General features: G+C 63.3%; 14 protein-coding genes. 7 read left to right on the plus strand and 7 right to left on the minus strand.

The window, feature by feature from the left end:
• Positions 1-84 precede the first annotated feature (84 nt).
• From RC54_RS23500 to RC54_RS23515, 4 genes are all read right to left on the minus strand, one after another.
• Positions 85-1,173: an ABC transporter ATP-binding protein gene (locus tag RC54_RS23500; protein ID WP_061788526.1), complete on the minus strand. Its 1,089-nt coding sequence runs from the start codon at positions 1,171-1,173 to the stop codon at positions 85-87.
• 73 nt (positions 1,174-1,246) lie between these two features.
• Positions 1,247-3,058: an ABC transporter permease gene (locus tag RC54_RS23505; protein WP_058897211.1), complete on the minus strand. Its 1,812-nt coding sequence runs from the start codon at positions 3,056-3,058 to the stop codon at positions 1,247-1,249.
• Positions 3,059-3,186: 128 nt separating this feature from the next.
• Entirely contained in the window at positions 3,187-4,293 is a 1,107-nt protein-coding gene (locus RC54_RS23510; RefSeq protein ID WP_061788527.1) for an ABC transporter substrate-binding protein, read from the minus strand.
• Positions 4,294-4,372: 79 nt separating this feature from the next.
• On the minus strand, positions 4,373-5,347 hold the full coding sequence (locus tag RC54_RS23515) for a Bug family tripartite tricarboxylate transporter substrate binding protein (protein ID WP_058897678.1): 975 nt from the start codon (positions 5,345-5,347) through the stop codon (positions 4,373-4,375).
• A gap of 315 nt (positions 5,348-5,662) precedes the next feature.
• On the opposite strand from RC54_RS23515, the gene RC54_RS23525 reads away from it, so the two are divergent.
• Both RC54_RS23525 and RC54_RS23530 read left to right on the plus strand, forming a co-directional pair.
• Positions 5,663-6,337 (plus strand): response regulator, encoded by a 675-nt coding sequence (locus RC54_RS23525; RefSeq protein WP_058897213.1) that lies wholly within the window; start codon positions 5,663-5,665, stop codon positions 6,335-6,337.
• Positions 6,337-7,794 carry a sensor histidine kinase gene (locus RC54_RS23530; RefSeq protein ID WP_058897214.1) on the plus strand — a complete coding sequence of 486 codons (1,458 nt, stop codon included), beginning with the start codon at positions 6,337-6,339 and terminating at the stop codon, positions 7,792-7,794. Before RC54_RS23525 ends, RC54_RS23530 begins: the two co-directional genes overlap by 1 nt.
• A 53-nt stretch (positions 7,795-7,847) precedes the next feature.
• Here RC54_RS23530 and RC54_RS23535 read toward each other — a convergent pair whose 3' ends face one another.
• The 3 genes from RC54_RS23535 to RC54_RS23545 all read right to left on the minus strand — a co-directional run bounded on the left by RC54_RS23535 (position 7,848) and on the right by RC54_RS23545 (position 12,781).
• A complete protein-coding gene (locus tag RC54_RS23535) occupies positions 7,848-9,611 on the minus strand; it encodes a methyl-accepting chemotaxis protein (protein WP_061788529.1) in 1,764 nt (587 codons plus the stop codon).
• 208 nt (positions 9,612-9,819) lie between these two features.
• The gene (locus tag RC54_RS23540) at positions 9,820-11,472 is read right to left on the minus strand and encodes an HAL/PAL/TAL family ammonia-lyase (protein WP_061788530.1); all 1,653 of its coding nucleotides are present in this window, start codon (positions 11,470-11,472) and stop codon (positions 9,820-9,822) included.
• Between the two features lie 46 nt (positions 11,473-11,518).
• Positions 11,519-12,781 carry an allantoate amidohydrolase gene (locus RC54_RS23545; RefSeq protein ID WP_061788531.1) on the minus strand — a complete coding sequence of 421 codons (1,263 nt, stop codon included), beginning with the start codon at positions 12,779-12,781 and terminating at the stop codon, positions 11,519-11,521.
• Positions 12,782-12,949: 168 nt separating this feature from the next.
• Between RC54_RS23545 and RC54_RS23550 the strand changes: the two genes are divergently transcribed.
• The 5 genes from RC54_RS23550 to RC54_RS23570 all read left to right on the plus strand — a co-directional run bounded on the left by RC54_RS23550 (position 12,950) and on the right by RC54_RS23570 (position 18,460).
• Positions 12,950-14,281, plus strand: a complete 1,332-nt coding sequence (locus tag RC54_RS23550; RefSeq protein WP_082686129.1) for a C4-dicarboxylate transporter DctA — start codon at positions 12,950-12,952, stop codon at positions 14,279-14,281.
• Between the two features lie 105 nt (positions 14,282-14,386).
• Positions 14,387-15,073, plus strand: coding sequence for a GntR family transcriptional regulator (locus RC54_RS23555; RefSeq protein WP_058897218.1), 687 nt, complete (start codon positions 14,387-14,389; stop codon positions 15,071-15,073).
• Between the two features lie 292 nt (positions 15,074-15,365).
• On the plus strand, positions 15,366-17,162 hold the full coding sequence (locus tag RC54_RS23560) for a methyl-accepting chemotaxis protein (protein WP_058897219.1): 1,797 nt from the start codon (positions 15,366-15,368) through the stop codon (positions 17,160-17,162).
• 236 nt (positions 17,163-17,398) lie between these two features.
• Entirely contained in the window at positions 17,399-17,989 is a 591-nt protein-coding gene (locus tag RC54_RS23565) for a biliverdin-producing heme oxygenase (protein ID WP_058897220.1), read from the plus strand.
• A gap of 6 nt (positions 17,990-17,995) precedes the next feature.
• Positions 17,996-18,460 carry a YbaN family protein gene (locus RC54_RS23570; RefSeq protein ID WP_058897221.1) on the plus strand — a complete coding sequence of 155 codons (465 nt, stop codon included), beginning with the start codon at positions 17,996-17,998 and terminating at the stop codon, positions 18,458-18,460.
• Positions 18,461-18,463: the final 3 nt, after the last annotated feature.

The following is an 18,463-nucleotide window of genomic DNA, read 5'->3' on the forward strand; positions in this document are numbered from 1 at the left end:
TCTTCATCGATCAAGATGAAAGGGTCAAAAAACTAAGTCGATGTATCGCAAAAACTTAGTATTGGGAAATGCTCATCTAAGTATTCAGAATGCCCACAGCGCCTGTTCCGGCAGCGACAGCCAGTATTGGCCCTGGTCCAGGCGCTGCGGTGCATAGGCGCGCAGGCCGACCGATCCGGCTGGACCGCCCTCGACCTTGAACAGGCATTCCCAGCGGTCGCCCAGGTACATGCAGGTAGACAGCGGCAGGCGAATCGCATTGTCGGTCTGCTCGCCCGAGATACGGACCTGCTCGACGCGGATGATGCCGGTCAGTTGCTCGCCCGGCTTGGCATCGTCGCGCCCGCGCAGGGTGGCCACTGCCGTGCCGCCATCCAGTTTCAGGGTCACGCGCTCGCCCTCGCGGCTGAGCACTTCGGCGGCCAGCTTGTTGTTGCTGCCCATGAATTCGGCGGTAAACAGGGTATTGGGGGTCTGGTACATGCTTTGCGGCGTCCCCTGCTGTTCGATGCGGCCATTGTTGAGCAGCAGGATGCGGTCGGAGATGGCCATGGCCTCGCCCTGGTCGTGGGTCACCATCAGGGCCGACAGGCCCAGGCGCACGATCAGTTCGCGCAGGAAGGCGCGGGCTTCCTCGCGCAGCTTGGCGTCCAGGTTGGACAGCGGCTCGTCCAGCAGGATCACCTGCGGGTTGTAGACCAGCGCGCGGGCAATGGCCACGCGCTGCTGCTGGCCACCGGAGAGCTGGTGCGGATAACGTTCGCCCAGATGCCCCAGGCCCAGTTGCGAGAGCACTTCCTTGACGCGCTTGGCGATCTCAGCCGAGGGTGTCTTGCGCAGCTTCAAGCCATAGGCCACGTTGTCGGCCACGGTCTTGTGCGGCCACAGCGCATAGGACTGGAACACCAGCCCCAGGTTGCGTTCTTCGGCCGGCATCTCGAACTCGCGCGCGCCATCGAAGACGCGGCGGCTGCCGATGTCGATGGTCCCGGCCTTGGGCGACTCCAGCCCGGCCACGGCGCGCAGCAAGGTGGTCTTGCCGCTGCCCGAAGGCCCTAGCAGGGCCACCACTTCGCCGCGCTGCAATTGCATGGAAACACCCTTGAGGATGGGGTTGGCAGAGGCGCCGGTACCGTAGTCCAGGTGCAGGTCGTTGACGGAAAGTTCAGTCATGATGATTCCTTAGAATGCGCTATCAGGAGGCCGGCGCATCCATGGCGCCGGCCGGTGCAATTGAGAGACGGGCTCAGTCGTGCAGCTTCACGCCGAAGCGCAGCGCAATGCCCAGGCCCACGGCCACCAGCGTGATGTTGATGAAGGACAGCGCTGCCACCAGTTCCACCGCGCCCGCGGCCCACATGGAAACGATCATGGAGCCGATCACCTCGGTGCCGGGCGAGAGCAGATAGACCCCGGTGGAGTACTCGCGCTCGAAGATCAGGAACACCATCAGCCAGGCACCGACCAGGCCATAGCGCACCAGCGGGATGGTGACGTCGCGGGTGACGCGCGAACGCGAGGCGCCCACGGCACGTGCGGCTTCTTCCAGTTCCGGGCCGACCTGTAGCAGGGCGGTATTGATCAGGCGCAGGCCATAGGCCATCCACACCACCGAGTAGGCCAGCCAGACCGAGAAGATGGTCGAGCGCAGGCCGCGCAGGGCGGGAATGAAGCTTTCTACCAACCATAGGGCGATGGGGTTGTCGATGCCCTTCAGGGCCGAGTCCAGCAGTGAAGGAACGAACAGGAATACCCATAGGAAGGACAGGCCGGCCAACAGGCCCGGCACCGCACGCGGCACCAGCACGCTGTAGTCGAGGAAGCGCGTCACGCCATCCTGCTTGCGGTGCATGGCCAGGGCGATGGCGGTATAGCAGGCCACCGCCAGGGCGCCGCCGATGACGCCGATCAAGACCGTATTGATGATGCCGCGCACCAGCGAGGGTTGGTCCCACACGTTCAACAGGTTCTCGAAGGTCAGCACCTCCAGCAGACTCACACCATCACCCCAGTGCGAGACGAAGGTGCGCAAGCCAATGCCCGAGAGCGGAATCACGACGGTGAAGAGCAGCCAGCCGGCGATCAAGGTGAAGGCCACCCAGCGCCATTTGCCCAGCGGCAGCGCCTTCTGGCGCGCGCCCTTGCCCTTGATGGCGACATACTTGTTGGCCGAGCGCAGCAGCCAGCGCTGCAACATCACCAACGGCATGGTCACCGCCACCAGGCACACGGCCACTGCCGCCATCAGGTGATAGGAGGGCGTACCCAGCTTGTTGGTGAGCTTGTAGAGATAGGTGGGCAGCACCAGGTGGCCTTCCGGGTCGCCCAGCACCAGCACCAGACCGAACACCTCGAAGCCGAGGAAGAACACCAGCACGCCGGAATAGGCCAGCGCCGGGGTGATCATCGGCAGCGACACATTCAGCGCCACCTGCAGTGGCGATGCACCGGCCACGCGGGCCGCTTCTTCGACGTCCGACCCCAGGCTCTTCAAGGCTGCCGAGGCATACAGGTAGACGTGTGGCACGTGGGTCAGGCCAGCGATGATGACGATGCTGGTGAAGGAATAGATGTTCCAGGGATCGCCCTCGAAGCCAAACACCGACAACAGATTCTTGACCCACACGGTATAGAAGCCCACCGGGCCCATCGAAACCACATAGCCGAAACCGATCACCATGGGCGAGACGAAGATGGGCACCATCAGTGCCGGGGCGATGAGGCTGCGGCCCGGCAAGTCGGTGCGCACCATCAGGAAGGCCAGCATCCCGCCCAGGGGCACGGCGATCAAGGCCAGGCCGGTGGCCAGCGTCAAGCCATTGATGAAGGCTTGGCGAAAGTCCGGATCATCGAAGATGAAGCGGTAGGAATCGAAGGTCAGTTCCTTGACCGGCGCGAAGAACGGGGCCGACAGGAAGCTCTGGTAGAAAATCAGCAGCAGCGGCACGAAGATGGCCAGGGCCGTGAGCAGCACGACCAGGCCGCGCGGCCAGTTCAGCCGGAATCGGCGGGCCGGCAGGGCTTGCTCGCTGCGGGCCAAGGTAGTGGTGGTTTGCATGTTGCGCCTCTCGATGGGGCTGGTGGCCTCCGCACCGGCCAGCGATGACGGAGGTAAAACGGTACCGATGGAGACGCCTTGCGGCGCGCTCCATGCGGATCAAACGCGATTTTTTTGCGATGGTCGCCTTACTTCTTGGTGGCTTCCTTCCACTGCTTCAGGAAATCCAGGCGCTTCTTCTGGTCCAGGTATTCCAGCAGTTCGGTGGACACCGGCATGGGCTTGAGAGAGTCGCCCAATTGCTTGGTCAGTTCGGCCGAGGTGGTGGTACCGGTCACGTCAGCGCGGATGGCGAAGAGCTGGGCATCGTTGGCGATGATGGTCTGGCCGCGCTTGGAGAGAATGTAATCCACCCACAGCTTGGCAGCATTGAGGTTCTTGCCAGCCTTGTTGATGAAGATCACGCGCGAGAGCACCAGGTTGTAATCCTTGGTGAAGGCCACGCCGATGGAAGGATCCTTCTTGGCGCGCACCAGGGCGTAGGGACCGAGGATGTTGTAGCCGATCAGGTTTTCACCGGAAGAGATGCGTTCCAGCATGGTGCCGGTGGAGGATTGCACGCGCGCCGCCACACCGCCCATGGCACGGGCAAAGTCCCAGAATTGCGGGTTGTATTTCAGGTCATAGGTCATCAGGCTGAAGCCGACGCCGGACTTCTCGATATCGTAGGTGGTGACCTTGTTCTTGAACTTGTCCTGCTTGCTGGTCAAGAGCTTGGTGAACTCGGCATGGCTGGTCGGCACTTCGGCTTCGCTCACAAGGCGCTTGTTGTAGACGATGGCGGCGGGCTCGAAGGTGGTGCCGTAGGCGGTGTCCTTCCAGTTGGCCCAGGCCGGCAGGGCGGCGGCTTCGGGCGACTTGTAGGCAACCGCATAGCCTTCGGCGGCCAGCTTGACCTGCAGGTCCATCGAGGCCGACCACATCACGTCAGCCGTGGCGCCACCAGCGGCCGCTTCGGAGATGAAACGGTTGTAGGCTTCGGTGGAATTCATGTCGTTGTATTCCACCTTCACGGTCGGATAGAGCGCGCTGAAATCCTTGATCAGTGCTTCGGCAGCCTTGGAATCGGTGGTGCTGTAGATCACGACCTTGCCTTCCTTCTTGGCTCCTTCGATGACCTTGGCATAGTCGGCGGGATAGCCGGCCGGGGTATCGGCGTGCGCCACACCGCTGAAAGTGACAGGCAAAGCGAGGGCCAGGCCGAGCGCAATGCTCAGGCGACGTTTGTGCAACATGGGTTCTCCTTGATGATGAAACGGACCTTGCGCCGGCCGGGCTGCAGAGCACGCCTGACGGCGTGTGCAGCCCTGCTTGTCAGCGCACCAGGCCCAACTCCTGGGACTGCTTGCGATAGCGCGCAACGGTCTGCGCGATGTACTCCGAGAGCGGCTTGCCGGTCATGGCAAAGGCTTGCAAGCCGCCGATGCTGCGCTGGCGATCGAATTCAGGATCGGCCAGTGCCTGCTCAAAATACTGTACCCAGCGCCGGTAATCGGCATCGCTGGTATGCGGACTCATGTAGAAGCCGCGGATGATCGGCCAGACCACGTCATAGCCTTGTTCACGTGCGGTCGGCACATCCTGCAGCGGGCCTGGCAGGCGTTTTTCGGACAGCACCGCCAGGATCCGCACCTTGCCCTCGGCGATGAAATAGGCCGCCTCCGAAGCGTCACCCGAGATCACCTGGACGTGGCCGGCCTGCAAGGCCGCAAACGAATCGCCCCCACCTTCCAGCGCCACGAAGTGGAACTGGCGCGCATTCATGCCGGCGCGCTCCACCAGCATGGCCATCTTCAGCCAGTCCTGGCTGCCCACCGTGCCCGACAGGCCGATGGTGGTATTGGTCGGATCCTTGCGAATCGCCTCCAGCAACTGCTTCAGGTTGCGCCAGGGCGCATCGCTGCGCACTGCAATCATGCCGTGATCGATCCCGATACCGGCCACCCAGCGCACATCGCCCACTTCAGCGCGACCATACTTGCCTTGCGCCAGTCCCAGCAGCGAACCACCGGAAAAGGCCACCAGCGTTTGCGGCCCGCCGCGCCGGTGCGACACCACCGAACTCCAGGCCACCGCACCGATGCCACCGGGCAGGTAAGCCAGTTTGAACGCCTCATGCTGGCCCTGTTCCTGCATCACCCGGCGCAACAGCTTGCACGAGGCATCCATGCCGCCGCCCGGCTTGGCCGGGACGATGCACTCCAGCGCCAGCGCGCACGGCACCGCGCACGCCAACAGACATGCGACCAGGAAAGGACGGCCAACAGAGCGCCAGCGACTGGCCTGCATGGCGGTCAACAGCGCAAGAAAAGTGATGCGGGACAAACGGTGCCGGCGCGGCCGGCCCCCAGGGCGGTCATGATGTGTCTCCTGCATGATCTTTTTTGATATGGGCGCATCGTACAAGAAAAGGCTTTCAGTCGGCTTTCAGTCGCCTTTCGGTGAAACTGGCAGTGCGGTTTTCTCCCCACAGGGAAAGCTGCACATCAGCGCAATGGCGGCAGCGGGCATTTCAAAGGCCGCCAGCCATCTGTTAGCATCCGCGCTGGAGACAGGCCGTAAGGCCCTACCGTACTTACCTCAATAAAAGTCAAAGGCAGCATCATGCGCATCCTGCTGGTCGAAGACCATATCGAACTTTCCCGCTGGCTGGCCAAGGCCATGCGCGACGCCCACCTCACCGTCGAGTGCGCCCACAACGGCGCCGATGCCGACAGCCTGCTGCTGACCCAGGATTATGCCCTGGTGATCCTGGACCTGACCCTGCCGCGCATGGATGGCCTGGAAGTGCTCAAGCGAATGCGCGCCCGCGGCAGCCGCACGCCGGTGCTGATCCTGACCGCCCGCGGCGGCCTGGCCGACCGCGTCAGCGGCCTGAACATGGGGGCCGACGACTACCTGGCCAAACCCTTCGAACTGGAAGAACTGGAAGCCCGCGTGAAGGCTCTGCTGCGCCGCTCGCAAAGTCAGGAAGCGGTGACCGTGGCTTGCGGCGCGCTCAATTTCGATACCGTCTCGCGCACCTTCACCTATGGCGGCGAACTGCTGGCCCTGACCCCGCGCGAACATGCCGTGCTGGAAGCGCTGATCATGCGCCAGGGCCATACCGTGCCCAAGGACAAGCTGTTCCAGCAGGTGTTTTCGCTGGATGACAATGCCAGCGTAGATGCCATCGAAATCTATATCCATCGCCTGCGCAAGAAGCTGGAACACGATGGCCCGGGTCGGGTCGGCATCACCACCCTGCGCGGCCTGGGCTACCTGTTGCAGGCGGCATGATGGGTGCAGCGGCGCGGCGCCTGGGCAACCTGCGCAGCCAGCTGGTGCGCTGGCTGTTGATCCCGCTGACACTGCTGGTGGCCCTGGATGCGGTCTCGGTCTATTACAACGCGCTGGAGGTGGCCGACCTGGCCTATGACCGTTCGCTGCTGGCCTCGACCCGGGCACTGGCCGAACGGGTCTCCATCGTCGATGGCCGGGTCACGGCCGATGTGCCCTACGTGGCGCTGGACAGTTTCGAGACCGATACCCTGGGCCGCATCTACTACAAGGTCACCGGACTGGATGGCGAATTGGTGTCGGGCTACGACGACCTGCCGCCAGTGCCGGCCAACGTCAAGCGCTCGCAAGCCTATCCGGCCCTGGTGCGCTTCTACCAAGCCGATTACCACCAGCAGCCGATCCGCATCGCCGCCCTACTGCAGCCGGTGTATGACGACAGTATGCGCGGCATCGCCTTGATCCAGGTCGGCGAAACCATGGAAGGGCGCAATGGCATGACACGTAAGATCCTGTTCGACACGCTCTGGCGACAAGGCACGTTGGTGACGGTGGCGGCCCTGCTGGTGTGGTTCGCGGTGCGCTTCGTGCTGCGCCCGGTGATGCAGTTGAAGGGCGAGGTGGAGTCGCGCGCGCCGACCGACCTGTCCGGTTTCGATCCGGCCCTGGTGCACAAGGAAATGCGGCCGCTGGTATTGGCCATGAATGGCTACATGGGCCGTCTGCAGGCGCTCATCAGTGGCCAGCGACGTTTCATCGCCGATGCCTCGCATCAGTTGCGCACGCCGCTCACCGTATTGAAGACGCAATCCGAACTGACCCTGCGCGAGCTGCGCCGCGAGCATCTGGATGCCGCCGAATTACGCGAGCTGGTCCAGGGCATGGCGCGCACCACCGATGCCGCCGTCCACCTGGCCAACCGCTTGCTGACCCTGGCGCGGGCCGAGCATGGCGCCGCCGAAGGTGGCACGCGGCCGGTCTCGCTCACCGACGCGGCGCGCCAGGTGGCGCTGGAATTGTCGCAACAGGCGGTGGCGCGCGAGATCAACCTGGGCTTCGAGGAAGAAGGCGACATCGCAATCGATGCCAATGCCTTGCTGCTGCATGAATTGATGGTCAACCTGCTGGACAACGCCATTCGCTACACCCCGTCCGGCGGACAGGTCACCCTGCGGGTGCGCGCCACCAGTGCGCCGGGGCAGCCGACCTGCGCCCTGCTGGAAGTGGAAGACAATGGCCCCGGCATTGCCCCGGCCGAACGCGCACGGGTGTTCGAACCGTTCTACCGGGCCAGTGCCACCCAGCACGTCAATCCGGGAGGGACCGGGCTGGGGCTGTCCATCGTGCGCGAAATCGCCGCCATGCACCATGCCAGCGTAACGCTGGATACACCGGCGCTGGGAAGCGGGCTATTGGTGCGCATCGCCTTTACGGGCGGGGTGGAAGTACGGGTATGAAACTCTGTTGGTGCATCCATCGCCGCTAGCCCATCGACCACCGGCCCCGCCGCCTAGAACTGTTCCCAATCTCCATCATCGGCCACGGGCTTGCTGCCAGCCTTGGCACTGGCGGCAGAAGCGGCGGCGGGCTTGGCCGGCAGCGCCTTGGGGGCGGGCACCGTCGGTACCGGCTTGGGGGCAGCGACAACCGGCTTGTGCGGCGCCGGGGTGGGGGCTGGGGTGGGCTTGGGTACCGGCTTGCGTGCGGCCTGCGCACGCCCGGCATCATTGCTGCTGAGTTTGAAGACGCTCACCGTCGCGGTCAGTCGCGAGGATTGTTCCTGCAAGGATTGCGCAGCAGCAGCAGCTTCTTCCACCAGGGCCGCATTCTGCTGGGTCACTTGATCCATCTGGGTGATGGCGTGGTTGATCTGCTCGATGCCATCGCTCTGTTCATTGCTGGCCGCCGAGATCTCGGCCACCACGTCCGTGACCCGCTTGACGCTGGCCACCACTTCACCCATGGTGCTGCCGGCCTGTTCCACCAGGCGGCTGCCATTGTCTACGCGCGTGACCGAATCATCGATAAGAGCCTTGATCTCCTTAGCGGCCGAAGCGCTGCGCTGGGCCAACGTACGCACTTCCGAGGCCACCACCGCAAAGCCGCGCCCCTGCTCGCCGGCCCGGGCCGCTTCCACTGCGGCATTCAGGGCCAGGATATTGGTCTGGAAGGCGATGCCATCGATGACGCTGATGATGTCCACGATCTTCTTGGAAGCCTCGTTGATCTCGCCCATGGTCTGCACCACTTGGCCGACCACGCTGCCGCCCTGCACCGCCACTTCGGAGGCGGTGGCGGCGAGCTGGTTGGCCTGGCGTGCATTGTCGGCGTTCTGCTTGACGGTCGAGGTCAGCTCTTCCATGGCCGAAGCGGTTTCTTCCAGGGCACCGGCCTGTTCCTCGGTACGCGAGGACAGGTCCAGGTTGCCGGTGGCAATCTCGGAGGATGCCGTATTGATGGTATCGGTCCCGCTGCGCACCTCGCTGACGATGCGATGCAGGCTCTCATTCATGGTCTTGAGCGAAGCCAGCAACATGCCGGTTTCATCCTTGCTGGTCTGGCCGATCTGCACCGTCAGGTCGCCCTCGGCCACGGCGCTGGCCACCTTGACGGCTTCATTGAGCGGGCGGGTGATGGAGCGGGTCACCAGCCAGGCGGCCAGTGCGCACAGCACGATGGCGATGGTGGACAAAGCCAGCATGAGGGTGACGGCCGAAGAAGAAATTTCCTTGCCCTGGGCCACGCTGGCATCCATCAGGGATTTCTGGTAGTCCACGAATTTGTCGAGCACCGCAAAATACTCGTCCTGGCGCGGGATGACTTCCTTGAACAGATAGTCGATGGCCTCGTCTTTCTTCTGTTCCTTGATCAGCTCGCGCAATTTGTCACGCGGGCCACTGTAGGCGTTGCGTACCGCGATCAGCGCCGCGAACATTTCCTTGCCCTTGGGCGTATTGATCAACTTTTCGAGCTTGCCCAATGCCTCGACAGTGCGACTGCTATTGGCCAGGCCGGCGCTGAGGTATTTGTTGGATTCCTCGACATTGCGCGCCAGCAGTGCATTGCGCAGGTTGCGGGCGGCGCTGTTGACGTTGTCGCTGACCTCGTTGACCAGTGAAATCTTCACGTAACGATCATCAACGATCTGGCTGGTGGAGTGGCTCACGCCAGACAAACTCTTCATTGCGGTGCCGGTGATAAGGCACATGACAGCGATCAGGATGGCGAAGCACACTGCCAGGCGCACGCTGATCTTCACATTCTTTACGTTCATTACAACCCCCCCCATTGATACTGATGAGTTTTGCGGGTGGATAGTGTTGCCACGCTCGATCCGCAAAAGCTGATTCCCCCGCGGCAACAGGTCTTGCAATGATGCCGTCCATACCGGACTGCGACAAAAAAACCGCCGGCCAGAACATACTGAACGGCGGCTTTTCAAAAGACTTAAGAGCAAGGCCTTAAATTATCACTTCACGGGATCAGAGGAAGTCGCCAATCGCCGCGATCACCGCATTGCGCACCGACCCGCTGACCACGAAGTCATGGGCAAGCTGCACGTCATCATGGAACCAGCGATCGCCATCCAGACAAGCGGGAATCTGGCGGCGGATTTCCGCATAGGCGGCCTGCGTGCCCTGGCCCAGCGTGAAGTCTTTCAACAGATCGTCAGTCATGGTCAGCGCCTGCGCCGCCAGCAGCATCTCCACGCCGACGATGTACTGCGTGTTCTGCACCACCGTCATGGCTTTGCGAGCGCACCAGGTGGAGTTGGAGATGTGGTCTTCGCTATTGCCCTTGGAGGGGATGCTGTCCACGCTGCCCGGCATACACAGGGTGCGGTTTTCCATCACCAGTGAACTCATCGAGCATTGCACTACCGGATAGCCGGTATTGACGCCACGGATGCCGCTCATCAGGTTGCGCGGCAAACCCCACGACAAGGTCGGGTCGATCAGACGCGCGATGCGACGCTCGCAGATGCTGCCCAGGTCGGTGATGGCCATGGCCAACAGATCCATGGCCTGGGCCAAGTACTGGCCGTGGAAGTTGCCCCCGGAAATAATTTCGAAACCTTCGCCATCCTCCTTGTTGAAGATCAGCGGATTGTCGGTGGCGGAGTTGGTTTCCTTCTCGATGATGGTGTCGATGTAGTCCAGCGCATCGAACACCGGACCATACACCTGCGGTGCGCAGCGCAGCGAATAGACGTCCTGGATCCGGGCGGTATAGGGGATGTCAGTGCGGCGCAGTTCATCGGGCAATTGCACGGCGCGGGCGTCATGCGTGGTGCGGGTGGAGCCGTTCAGGAGCGTGCGTATCACCGCCGCTGTCTTGATCTGCCCGGCATGGGGACGCGCCTGCTGGATGCGCGCATCGAAGGCCGACATCTCGGCACGCATCGCCTCCAGCGTCAGGCCCAGCGACAGGCAGGCATCGGTCAGCAGATTGCGGGCGTCGTGCGCGGCCAGGATGGCCACGGCCAGCGAGGCCGTGCAACCATTGATGAGGGCCGAGGCATCCTTGGCCTTGAGATCGAATTTCACCGGCCCGATACCGGCCTGCTCGATGGCTTGGGTAGCGCGCATCCGCTGACCCTGGTACATCACTTCGGCTTCATCGAAACCGGCGATGGCCGCCGCCAGGTAGGCCAGCGGTGCCAAGTCGCCGGAAGCGCCGACCGAGCCCTTCTGCGGCATGATGGGGTGGATGCCGGCATTGATGAAGGCCAGCAGGCGATCCACCACTTCCACGCGCGGCGCCGAATAGTTGGAGGCGAAGGCATTGGCGCGTAACAGCATGGTGGCGCGGCTGACTTCCTCGGAGAAGGGTTCGCCGATGCCGGCGCTATGGGCGCGGATCATCTGGGTCTGGAACAGTTCGATATGCTCAACCTTGATGCGGGTGTCCTTCAACAGACCCACGCCGGTATTGAAGCTGTACATCATGGGCGCTTCATCGTGCATCCAGGTGCTTTCGATGTAGTCGCGGCTTTGCTTCAAGGCCGCGCGGGAAGACTCGGCCAGGGCCACCTTCAGGTGCGGTGCGCGGGCTACGCTGAGCACCTGCGCCGCGGTGAGCGTGAAACCGTCGATGGTGATGGTCTGGGTATTCGTATGGGTATTGGTAGGCATGAGATGTTCCTTGATCCGTCTATGAGGGGTTCCTGAGCGCGACGGCTCAAGGCTGGAATTGTTCGACCAGGTGACTGAAGACCTGGGCGGCGATGCAAGCGTCGTCGGTCGTCATGGTTTCATCGGGGTGATGGCTGATGCCACCGTTGCCACAGCGCACGAAGAGCATGGCCACCTCGCACAGCGGCGCCAGCGCCATGGCGTCGTGACCGGCACCGGAAGGCAGATGACGCACCGGCCAGCCGGCGGCCTCGATGGCCTGTGCCAGCGCCGCCTGCAAGCGCGGCGCGCAGGGCACGCTGGCGGCCTCGTGGGTCCGGCGCAGCACCACCTCGACCTGGCGCCGTGCCGCGATGCGCTCGATCTCGGCGGTGACATCGGCGACTGCGGCCAGGCGGTCCTCATCCCGCTCGGCCCGGATGTCGATGGAAAAGCTGGCCAGTCCCGGCACTACGTTGGCCGCGCCCTGCACCACTTCCAGAATGCCCATGGTCCCCACCAGTCCCGGCTTGATGCCGCAGCGACGCTCAATGTACAGCCCGATCTCGGCCGCGGCCATGGCGGCATCGCGGCGCAAATGCATGGGCACGGTGCCGGCGTGTCCGGCCAGGCCGCGCACTTCGCCCATGAAGCGGGTCGCGCCCGAGATCGCGGTGACCACGCCGAGCGGCAAGTTCTCGTTCAGTAGTGTCGGGCCTTGCTCGATATGTACCTCCACGAAGGCCGCCACCGAACCACGCGGCCAGGCATCGGCGGCAATGCGGGCCGGATCGAAGCCCACGGCCTGCATGGCTTCACGCATGGAGATGCCGGCACTATCGAGATGGTCCAGCGCTGCCTGGTCAAAGCTACCCGCTACCGTGCGGCTACCCAGTAGCGTGGCCTTGAAGCGCACGCCCTCTTCCTCGGCAAAGCCGATCACCTCGATCGGAAACGCAAAGCGTCGCCCCGCCCGGTGCCACTGGGCAATGCAAGCCAGCGGCAAGACGATGCCCAGGTTGCCGTCGTATTTGCCGGCATTGCGCACGGTATCGAAGTGCGAGCCGGTGACCAGGGCCGGGGCCTGTTCGTGGCCGGCAGCGGCTTCGTAGCGGCCGATCACGTTGCCGGCATTGTCGCGCCGCACGCTCATGCCGGCCTGCTCCATCCAGTGCGCCAGTTCGCTGGCAGCGGCCTGGTGCATGGGAGTGAGGTAGGTCCGGGTCAACATGCCGGGCGTTTCCGTGTGCCGGGCCAGTTGTTCGGCCCATTGCATGGCCTGCTGGCCGGCCTGGCGAAAAGGCTGCGCCATGGCATGGATGGCATTCATTCACGTCTCCTCGTGCTCGCCCGGCTCCGGGATGGATCGGGACTCGAAAAAATTCGTCTTTTTTATTGTATTCAAAAATTGTATGCAATATAGTGATCTCGCGCCACCGGGAGCAAAAAGATCACCTGCGTTGGCAATATTTCCAAAAAACAAGTCAAGGAGACAACGGTGAGCAAAGTATTCAAGTCCCTGTTCGGGCAGGTGGTACTGGCCCTGATGGCCGGCATCGTCATCGGCCTGTTCTGGCCGGACTTCGGCCAAAACCTCAAACCGCTGGGTGATGGCTTCATCAAGCTGATCAAGATGATCATTCCGGTCATCGTCTTTTGCGTGGTGGTGCAGGGCATCTGCGGCGCCAGCGACCTGAAGAAGGTCGGCAGTGTGGGCGTGAAGGCCATCATCTATTTCGAGGTGGTCACCACCGTGGCCCTGATGCTGGGCCTGGTACTGGCGCTGGTGGTGCAGCCCGGCGCCGGCATGAACATCGATCCCAGCAACCTGGACGCCAGCAGCCTGTCGAGCTACATGGCCAATGCCGGCAAGGTCAAGGAAGCCGGCTTTGCCGAGTTCATCATGAAGCTGATCCCAGCCACTGCGGTGAGCGCCTTCACTTCCGGCGACGTGCTGCAGGTGCTGCTGATCTCGGTGACCTTCGGTTGCGCGCTGCTGTTGATCGGTGAGAAGGGCGCGCCGGTGGTGGCGCTGGTGTCGTCGCTGTCGGATACCTTCTTCAAGTGCATGTCCTTCTTCATCCGCTTGGCTCCCCTGGGCGTGCTGGGCGCCATTGCCTTCACGGTCGGCAAGTACGGCATCGGTTCGTTGAAGCAACTGGCGCTGCTGGTGCTGCTGTTCTATGGCGCGGTGATCTTCTTCGTGCTGGTGGTGCTGGGCGGCATCCTGCGCGCCAGCGGGCTGTCCATCTTCAAGCTGATCCGCTACCTGCGCGAAGAGCTGGTGGTGGTGCTGGCCACCACCTCCTCCGATAGCGTGCTGCCGCAGATCATGCGCAAGCTCGAACACATGGGCATCAAGAAATCCACGGTCGGCCTGGTGATCCCCACCGGCTATTCCTTCAACTTGGATGCCTTCTCGATCTACCTGACCATGGCCGCGCTGTTCATCGCCCAGGCCACCAATACCCATCTCTCCATGGGCGACCTGGCAGCGATCCTGGCCATTGCCCTGGTGACCTCCAAGGGAGCGCACGGCGTGCCCGGCTCAGCCATCGTGATCCTGGCAGCCACACTGACCACCATCCCCGCCATTCCGGTGGTGGGGCTGGTACTGGTGCTGTCCATCGACTGGTTCATCGGCATTGCCCGCGCCTTGGGCAACCTGCTGGGCAATTGCGTGGCCACGGTGGTTATCGCCAGTTGGGAAAAGGATATCGACAAGGTCCGTGCCCGCGCCGTGCTCAATGGCGAAAACGTCGCCCCGCTGGTCGATGAAACCCCGGCCATCGACTTGCTGGGCGTAACCGGCAAGGCGGCCCAGGCCTGAAGTGAACACCTTGTCCATGGGAAACGGGATGGCTGTGCTGCATTGCACTGGTTACAATGGAGCGCCGCTCCGTGCGGCCTTCCGAGCCACCCGTTACCTGTAGCCATGACCGATTCCGTCCCCGCGCCTGACAGTTCCGACGCCATCGCCAGCGACATCGCGGCCAATATCGCCGCGCAACGCCTGCCGCCCGGCGCCAAGTTGCCCGAAGAAGCACTGGCGCGGGTGTACCAGGTCAGCCGCACCAAGATCCGCGCCGCCCTGGTAATGCTGGCCAAGGACAAGCTGGTGGACCTGATCCCCGACAAGGGGGCCTTCGTCAGCAAGCCCACGGTGGAAGAAACCCGCAACATCTTCTTCGTGCGCCGCACGCTGGAAGCGGCCATGGTGCGCCAGTTTGTGGCCTGCGCCACACCCGAGGACTACGCCCGGCTGGACGCTCACCTGGAACAGGAAGCCCAGGCCGTCAAGGAAGACAACATGCAGGTGCGCTCTTCGCTGTTGAGCGACTTCCACATCTTGCTGGCGCGCATCGTGGGCAATGAGGTGCTCACCGACATCCTGGAAAAACTGGCCGGGCGCAGCGCTCTCATCACCATGCTGTACCAGTCCACCCGCGACGCCGCCTGTTCCAGCGACGAACACCGCGCCTTCATCGCCGCCGCCCGTGCCGGCGATACCGAGCGCGCGGTGCAACTGATGGAGCATCACCTGCTGCACGTGGAACAGGCGCTGGCCTTCGAACCCAAGTCGGGGCCGCGCAAGGATCTGTTACGTGAACTATTGTCATGAAACAGTCACACGCCTCCCGCATTCCGTAAAACTTAGTAAAAACATATGAATGATCTTTCCAGGCTGCTTCCTGCAAGGCTTTGCAGGCTGCAAGCTGGCTTACATTCTTAGTTTTCGGGACCCGCCGGCCGGGCGCGGCGGCAGTATCCCGACAAGCCCGCATTAGACGGTGAAATCCCGCTGTATTCCAGCGTTTCGCCAAAGGCAACGGGGGCCACACTCATGCACCGGTCCGCATACCTTCCACACCAACAGGACTGGATCGCCCAGCGATATCAATCAGGGACTCCACATGCTCAAATCGATCAAAGCCCGCATCCTGTTCTATACGATCACCCTGCTCATCGCCAGCCTGGCGGTGGTGGGAACGCTCTCCTTCATCATCATCAAGAGCGACAATGACCGCGCCATCGAGCGCAATGCCCAGGCCGTGGCCAGCGGTTACGGCTCGACCATCAATGAATGGGTGGCAGCCAGAAGCGCTATGACGGTGGCCGCCGCCGAGGGCGTGCTGGCAGCCGATCCGGTGTTCGTCATCAAGATGTTGCAAAAGAGCGGCGGCTTCTACGTCACCACCTTGGGCAAGGAAGACAAGGCGGCCTTCACTTCGGCGGCCGAAGGCTTGCCGGCAGGCTACGATCCGACCGCGCGTCCTTGGTACAAGCAGGCGGTGGCCGCCGGCAAACCGGTGCTGACCAAGCCCTACACCGATGTGGCCACCAAGAAGCCGATGGTGTCCTTCACCGCGCCAGTGCTGCAGAACGGCCAACGGGTGGGCGTGGTGGCGGCAGCCATGTTCCTGGACGGGGTATCTGACGTGGTGCGCTCCATCCACCCGACCCCGGCCAGCTTTGCCTTCCTGATCGACCGCGACGGCCTGATGCTGGCCCACCCAGACGGCCAATGGGTCAACAAGCCGGCCAAGGAGTGGAATGCCGAACTCACCCCGGAACGCGTGCAAAGCCTGGGCAGCGAGGACAAGGTCAGCGCCATGATGCTCGATGGCGCCGCCAAGCTGGTCAAAGGTCTGCCCATCAAGGGCACCGAATGGACTCTGGTGCTGGCCATGGACAAGGCCGACGTCACCGCCGGGATGCGTAACGCCACCCGCTCGGCGCTGATCGCTCTGGTGCTGGTGGCCCTGGTGGCCGCAGGCATCATGAGCCTGATCACCACAGCGGTGTTCCTGCGCCTCTCGCGCGTGCGCCGCGCCATGGACAACTTGTCCTCTGGCAATGGTGACCTGACCTTGCGCCTGGCCGAGGATGGCCAGGATGAAGTGACGCAGATCTCGCGCTCCTTCAACAAGTTCGTCAACCAGATCACCGGCATCCTGCAGGATGTGCGCCGCAGCAGCGATACCGTCAAGATTTCCTCCACCGAGATCGCCACCGGCAACCAGGATCTGTCGGCACGTACCGAGCAACAGGCCGGCGCCCTGGAAGAAACCGCCTCGGCCATGGAACAACTGACCTCGACCGTACAACAGAACTCGGAAAACGCCCGCCGCGCCAACGAGCTGGCCGGCAACGCCTCGCAGATCGCGGCCAAGGGTGGTGAAGTGGTGGGCAACGTGGTCTCGACCATGGAAGCCATCAATGCCTCCTCACGCCAGATCGCCGACATCATCACGGTGATTGATGGCATCGCCTTCCAGACCAATATCCTGGCCTTGAACGCCGCCGTGGAAGCGGCCCGTGCCGGCGAACAAGGGCGCGGCTTCGCGGTGGTGGCGTCCGAAGTGCGCTCGCTGGCCCAGCGCAGCGCGCAGGCAGCCAAGGAAATCAAAGTGCTCATCGACACCTCGGTATCCAAGGTGGCCGATGGTGGCGTGCTGGTGGCCCAGGCCGGCCAGACCATGGAACAGATCGTCTCCAGCATCCGCGACGTGAGCGTGATCGTCAGCGAAATCGCCCACGCCAGCGGCGAGCAGAATGGCGGCATCCAGGAAGTGAACTTGGCCATCACCCATATCGACGAAGGCACGCAACAGAATGCGGCACTGGTCGAACAGGCCGCGGCCGCAGCCAAATCCTTGCAGGATGAGGCCCACCGGCTGTCGGTGCTGGTCGGTGGCTTCAAGATGTAGTCGCTTCATCGGCACGCCGACGAGGTCCCTCACGGCCTGGCCGCGCAAGCGGGCCAGGCCGTTTGCGTTAAAATGGCCGACGCAGTCAGCCGTAACCGACCTCTAGGGCCGGGTCTGCCAGCCGCTCCGCCCATGTGCCGCCTGCCCGATGCAGCCTGGCCGGAATAGCGCAAGACGATGTCGCCTGCGCTTTCCGAATTTTTCATGGCGGACCCTTTGACCCGTCCTGATCATCCATGAATATTGTCTCCCCCCAAGCCGCCCCGCTGTCGGCCCGCCTCAAGACCGAAACCGCCGCCCTGCACGAACAGATGCACGCCTTGATGGAAAGCGCCCAGCCCTTTTCCAGCCGGGCGCACTATGCCCGTTTCGTGGCGGCGCAGTATCACTTCCAGCGCGATGTGCAACATCTCTTCGACGACCCGGCCCTGCAGGCGGCCGTTCCCGACCTGCAGGTGCGCGGCCGCGAAGCCGCCGCTCTGGCCGACCTGGCCGACCTCGATGCAGAACCGGGCGCGCTGGCCATCGCCACCGCCACGGTCCAGCTACCCGAAGCCCTGGGCTGGCTGTATGTCTCGGAAGGATCGACCCTGGGCGCGGCGTTCCTGTTGAAGGAAGTCAAGGCCAAGCTGGGCTTGCGTGAAGACTTCGGCGCACGCAACCTGGCGGCCTATCCTGAAGGACGCGCGCTGGTGTGGCGCCGCTTCGTCGGCTTTCTCGATGCGCCGGGCCTGTCGGCACAGCAGCAGTCGGCGGTGATAGCGGGCGCTGCTGCCGCGTTCGCGCGCTTCGGCTGGCTCTTGCGGCAACACTTCGCGCTGGCGTGAGGCGGCATGGACAGTCCGTCGCCGGATCCGCATTCGCCTCTGCCCGGTAGCCGACTGGCGCCGCTGCGCACGCGCTGGTTGTGGCTGCTGCTGGCCTATGTGAGCCTGGGCATCGGCATCGTGGCACTCTTCATCCCCGGCATTCCCACCACCGAGTTCGTGCTGCTCTCGGCCTGGGCTGCCAGTCGTGGCTCGCCCCGCCTGCAACGCTGGCTGGAGCAGCATCGCCTGTTCGGCCCGATGATCCACAACTGGCGCCACGGCCAGGTGGTGGCGCGGCGTGCCAAGATCAGTGCTTCGCTGATGATGAGCCTGTGCCTGGTGATCATGCTCTTCACCGTCAAGCGCCACTGGGTGATCGTGCTGGCCACGCTGGGCATGGCGGTGGGTGCGGCCTGGATGTGGTCACGGCCGGAACGCATCGAGGCTGACAATGCGCTGCCCGGCAGCGCCACCGAGCAAGAGAAATGAAAG

The organism is Herbaspirillum rubrisubalbicans, from assembly GCF_003719195.1.
Taxonomy (GTDB): domain Bacteria; phylum Pseudomonadota; class Gammaproteobacteria; order Burkholderiales; family Burkholderiaceae_D; genus Herbaspirillum; species Herbaspirillum rubrisubalbicans.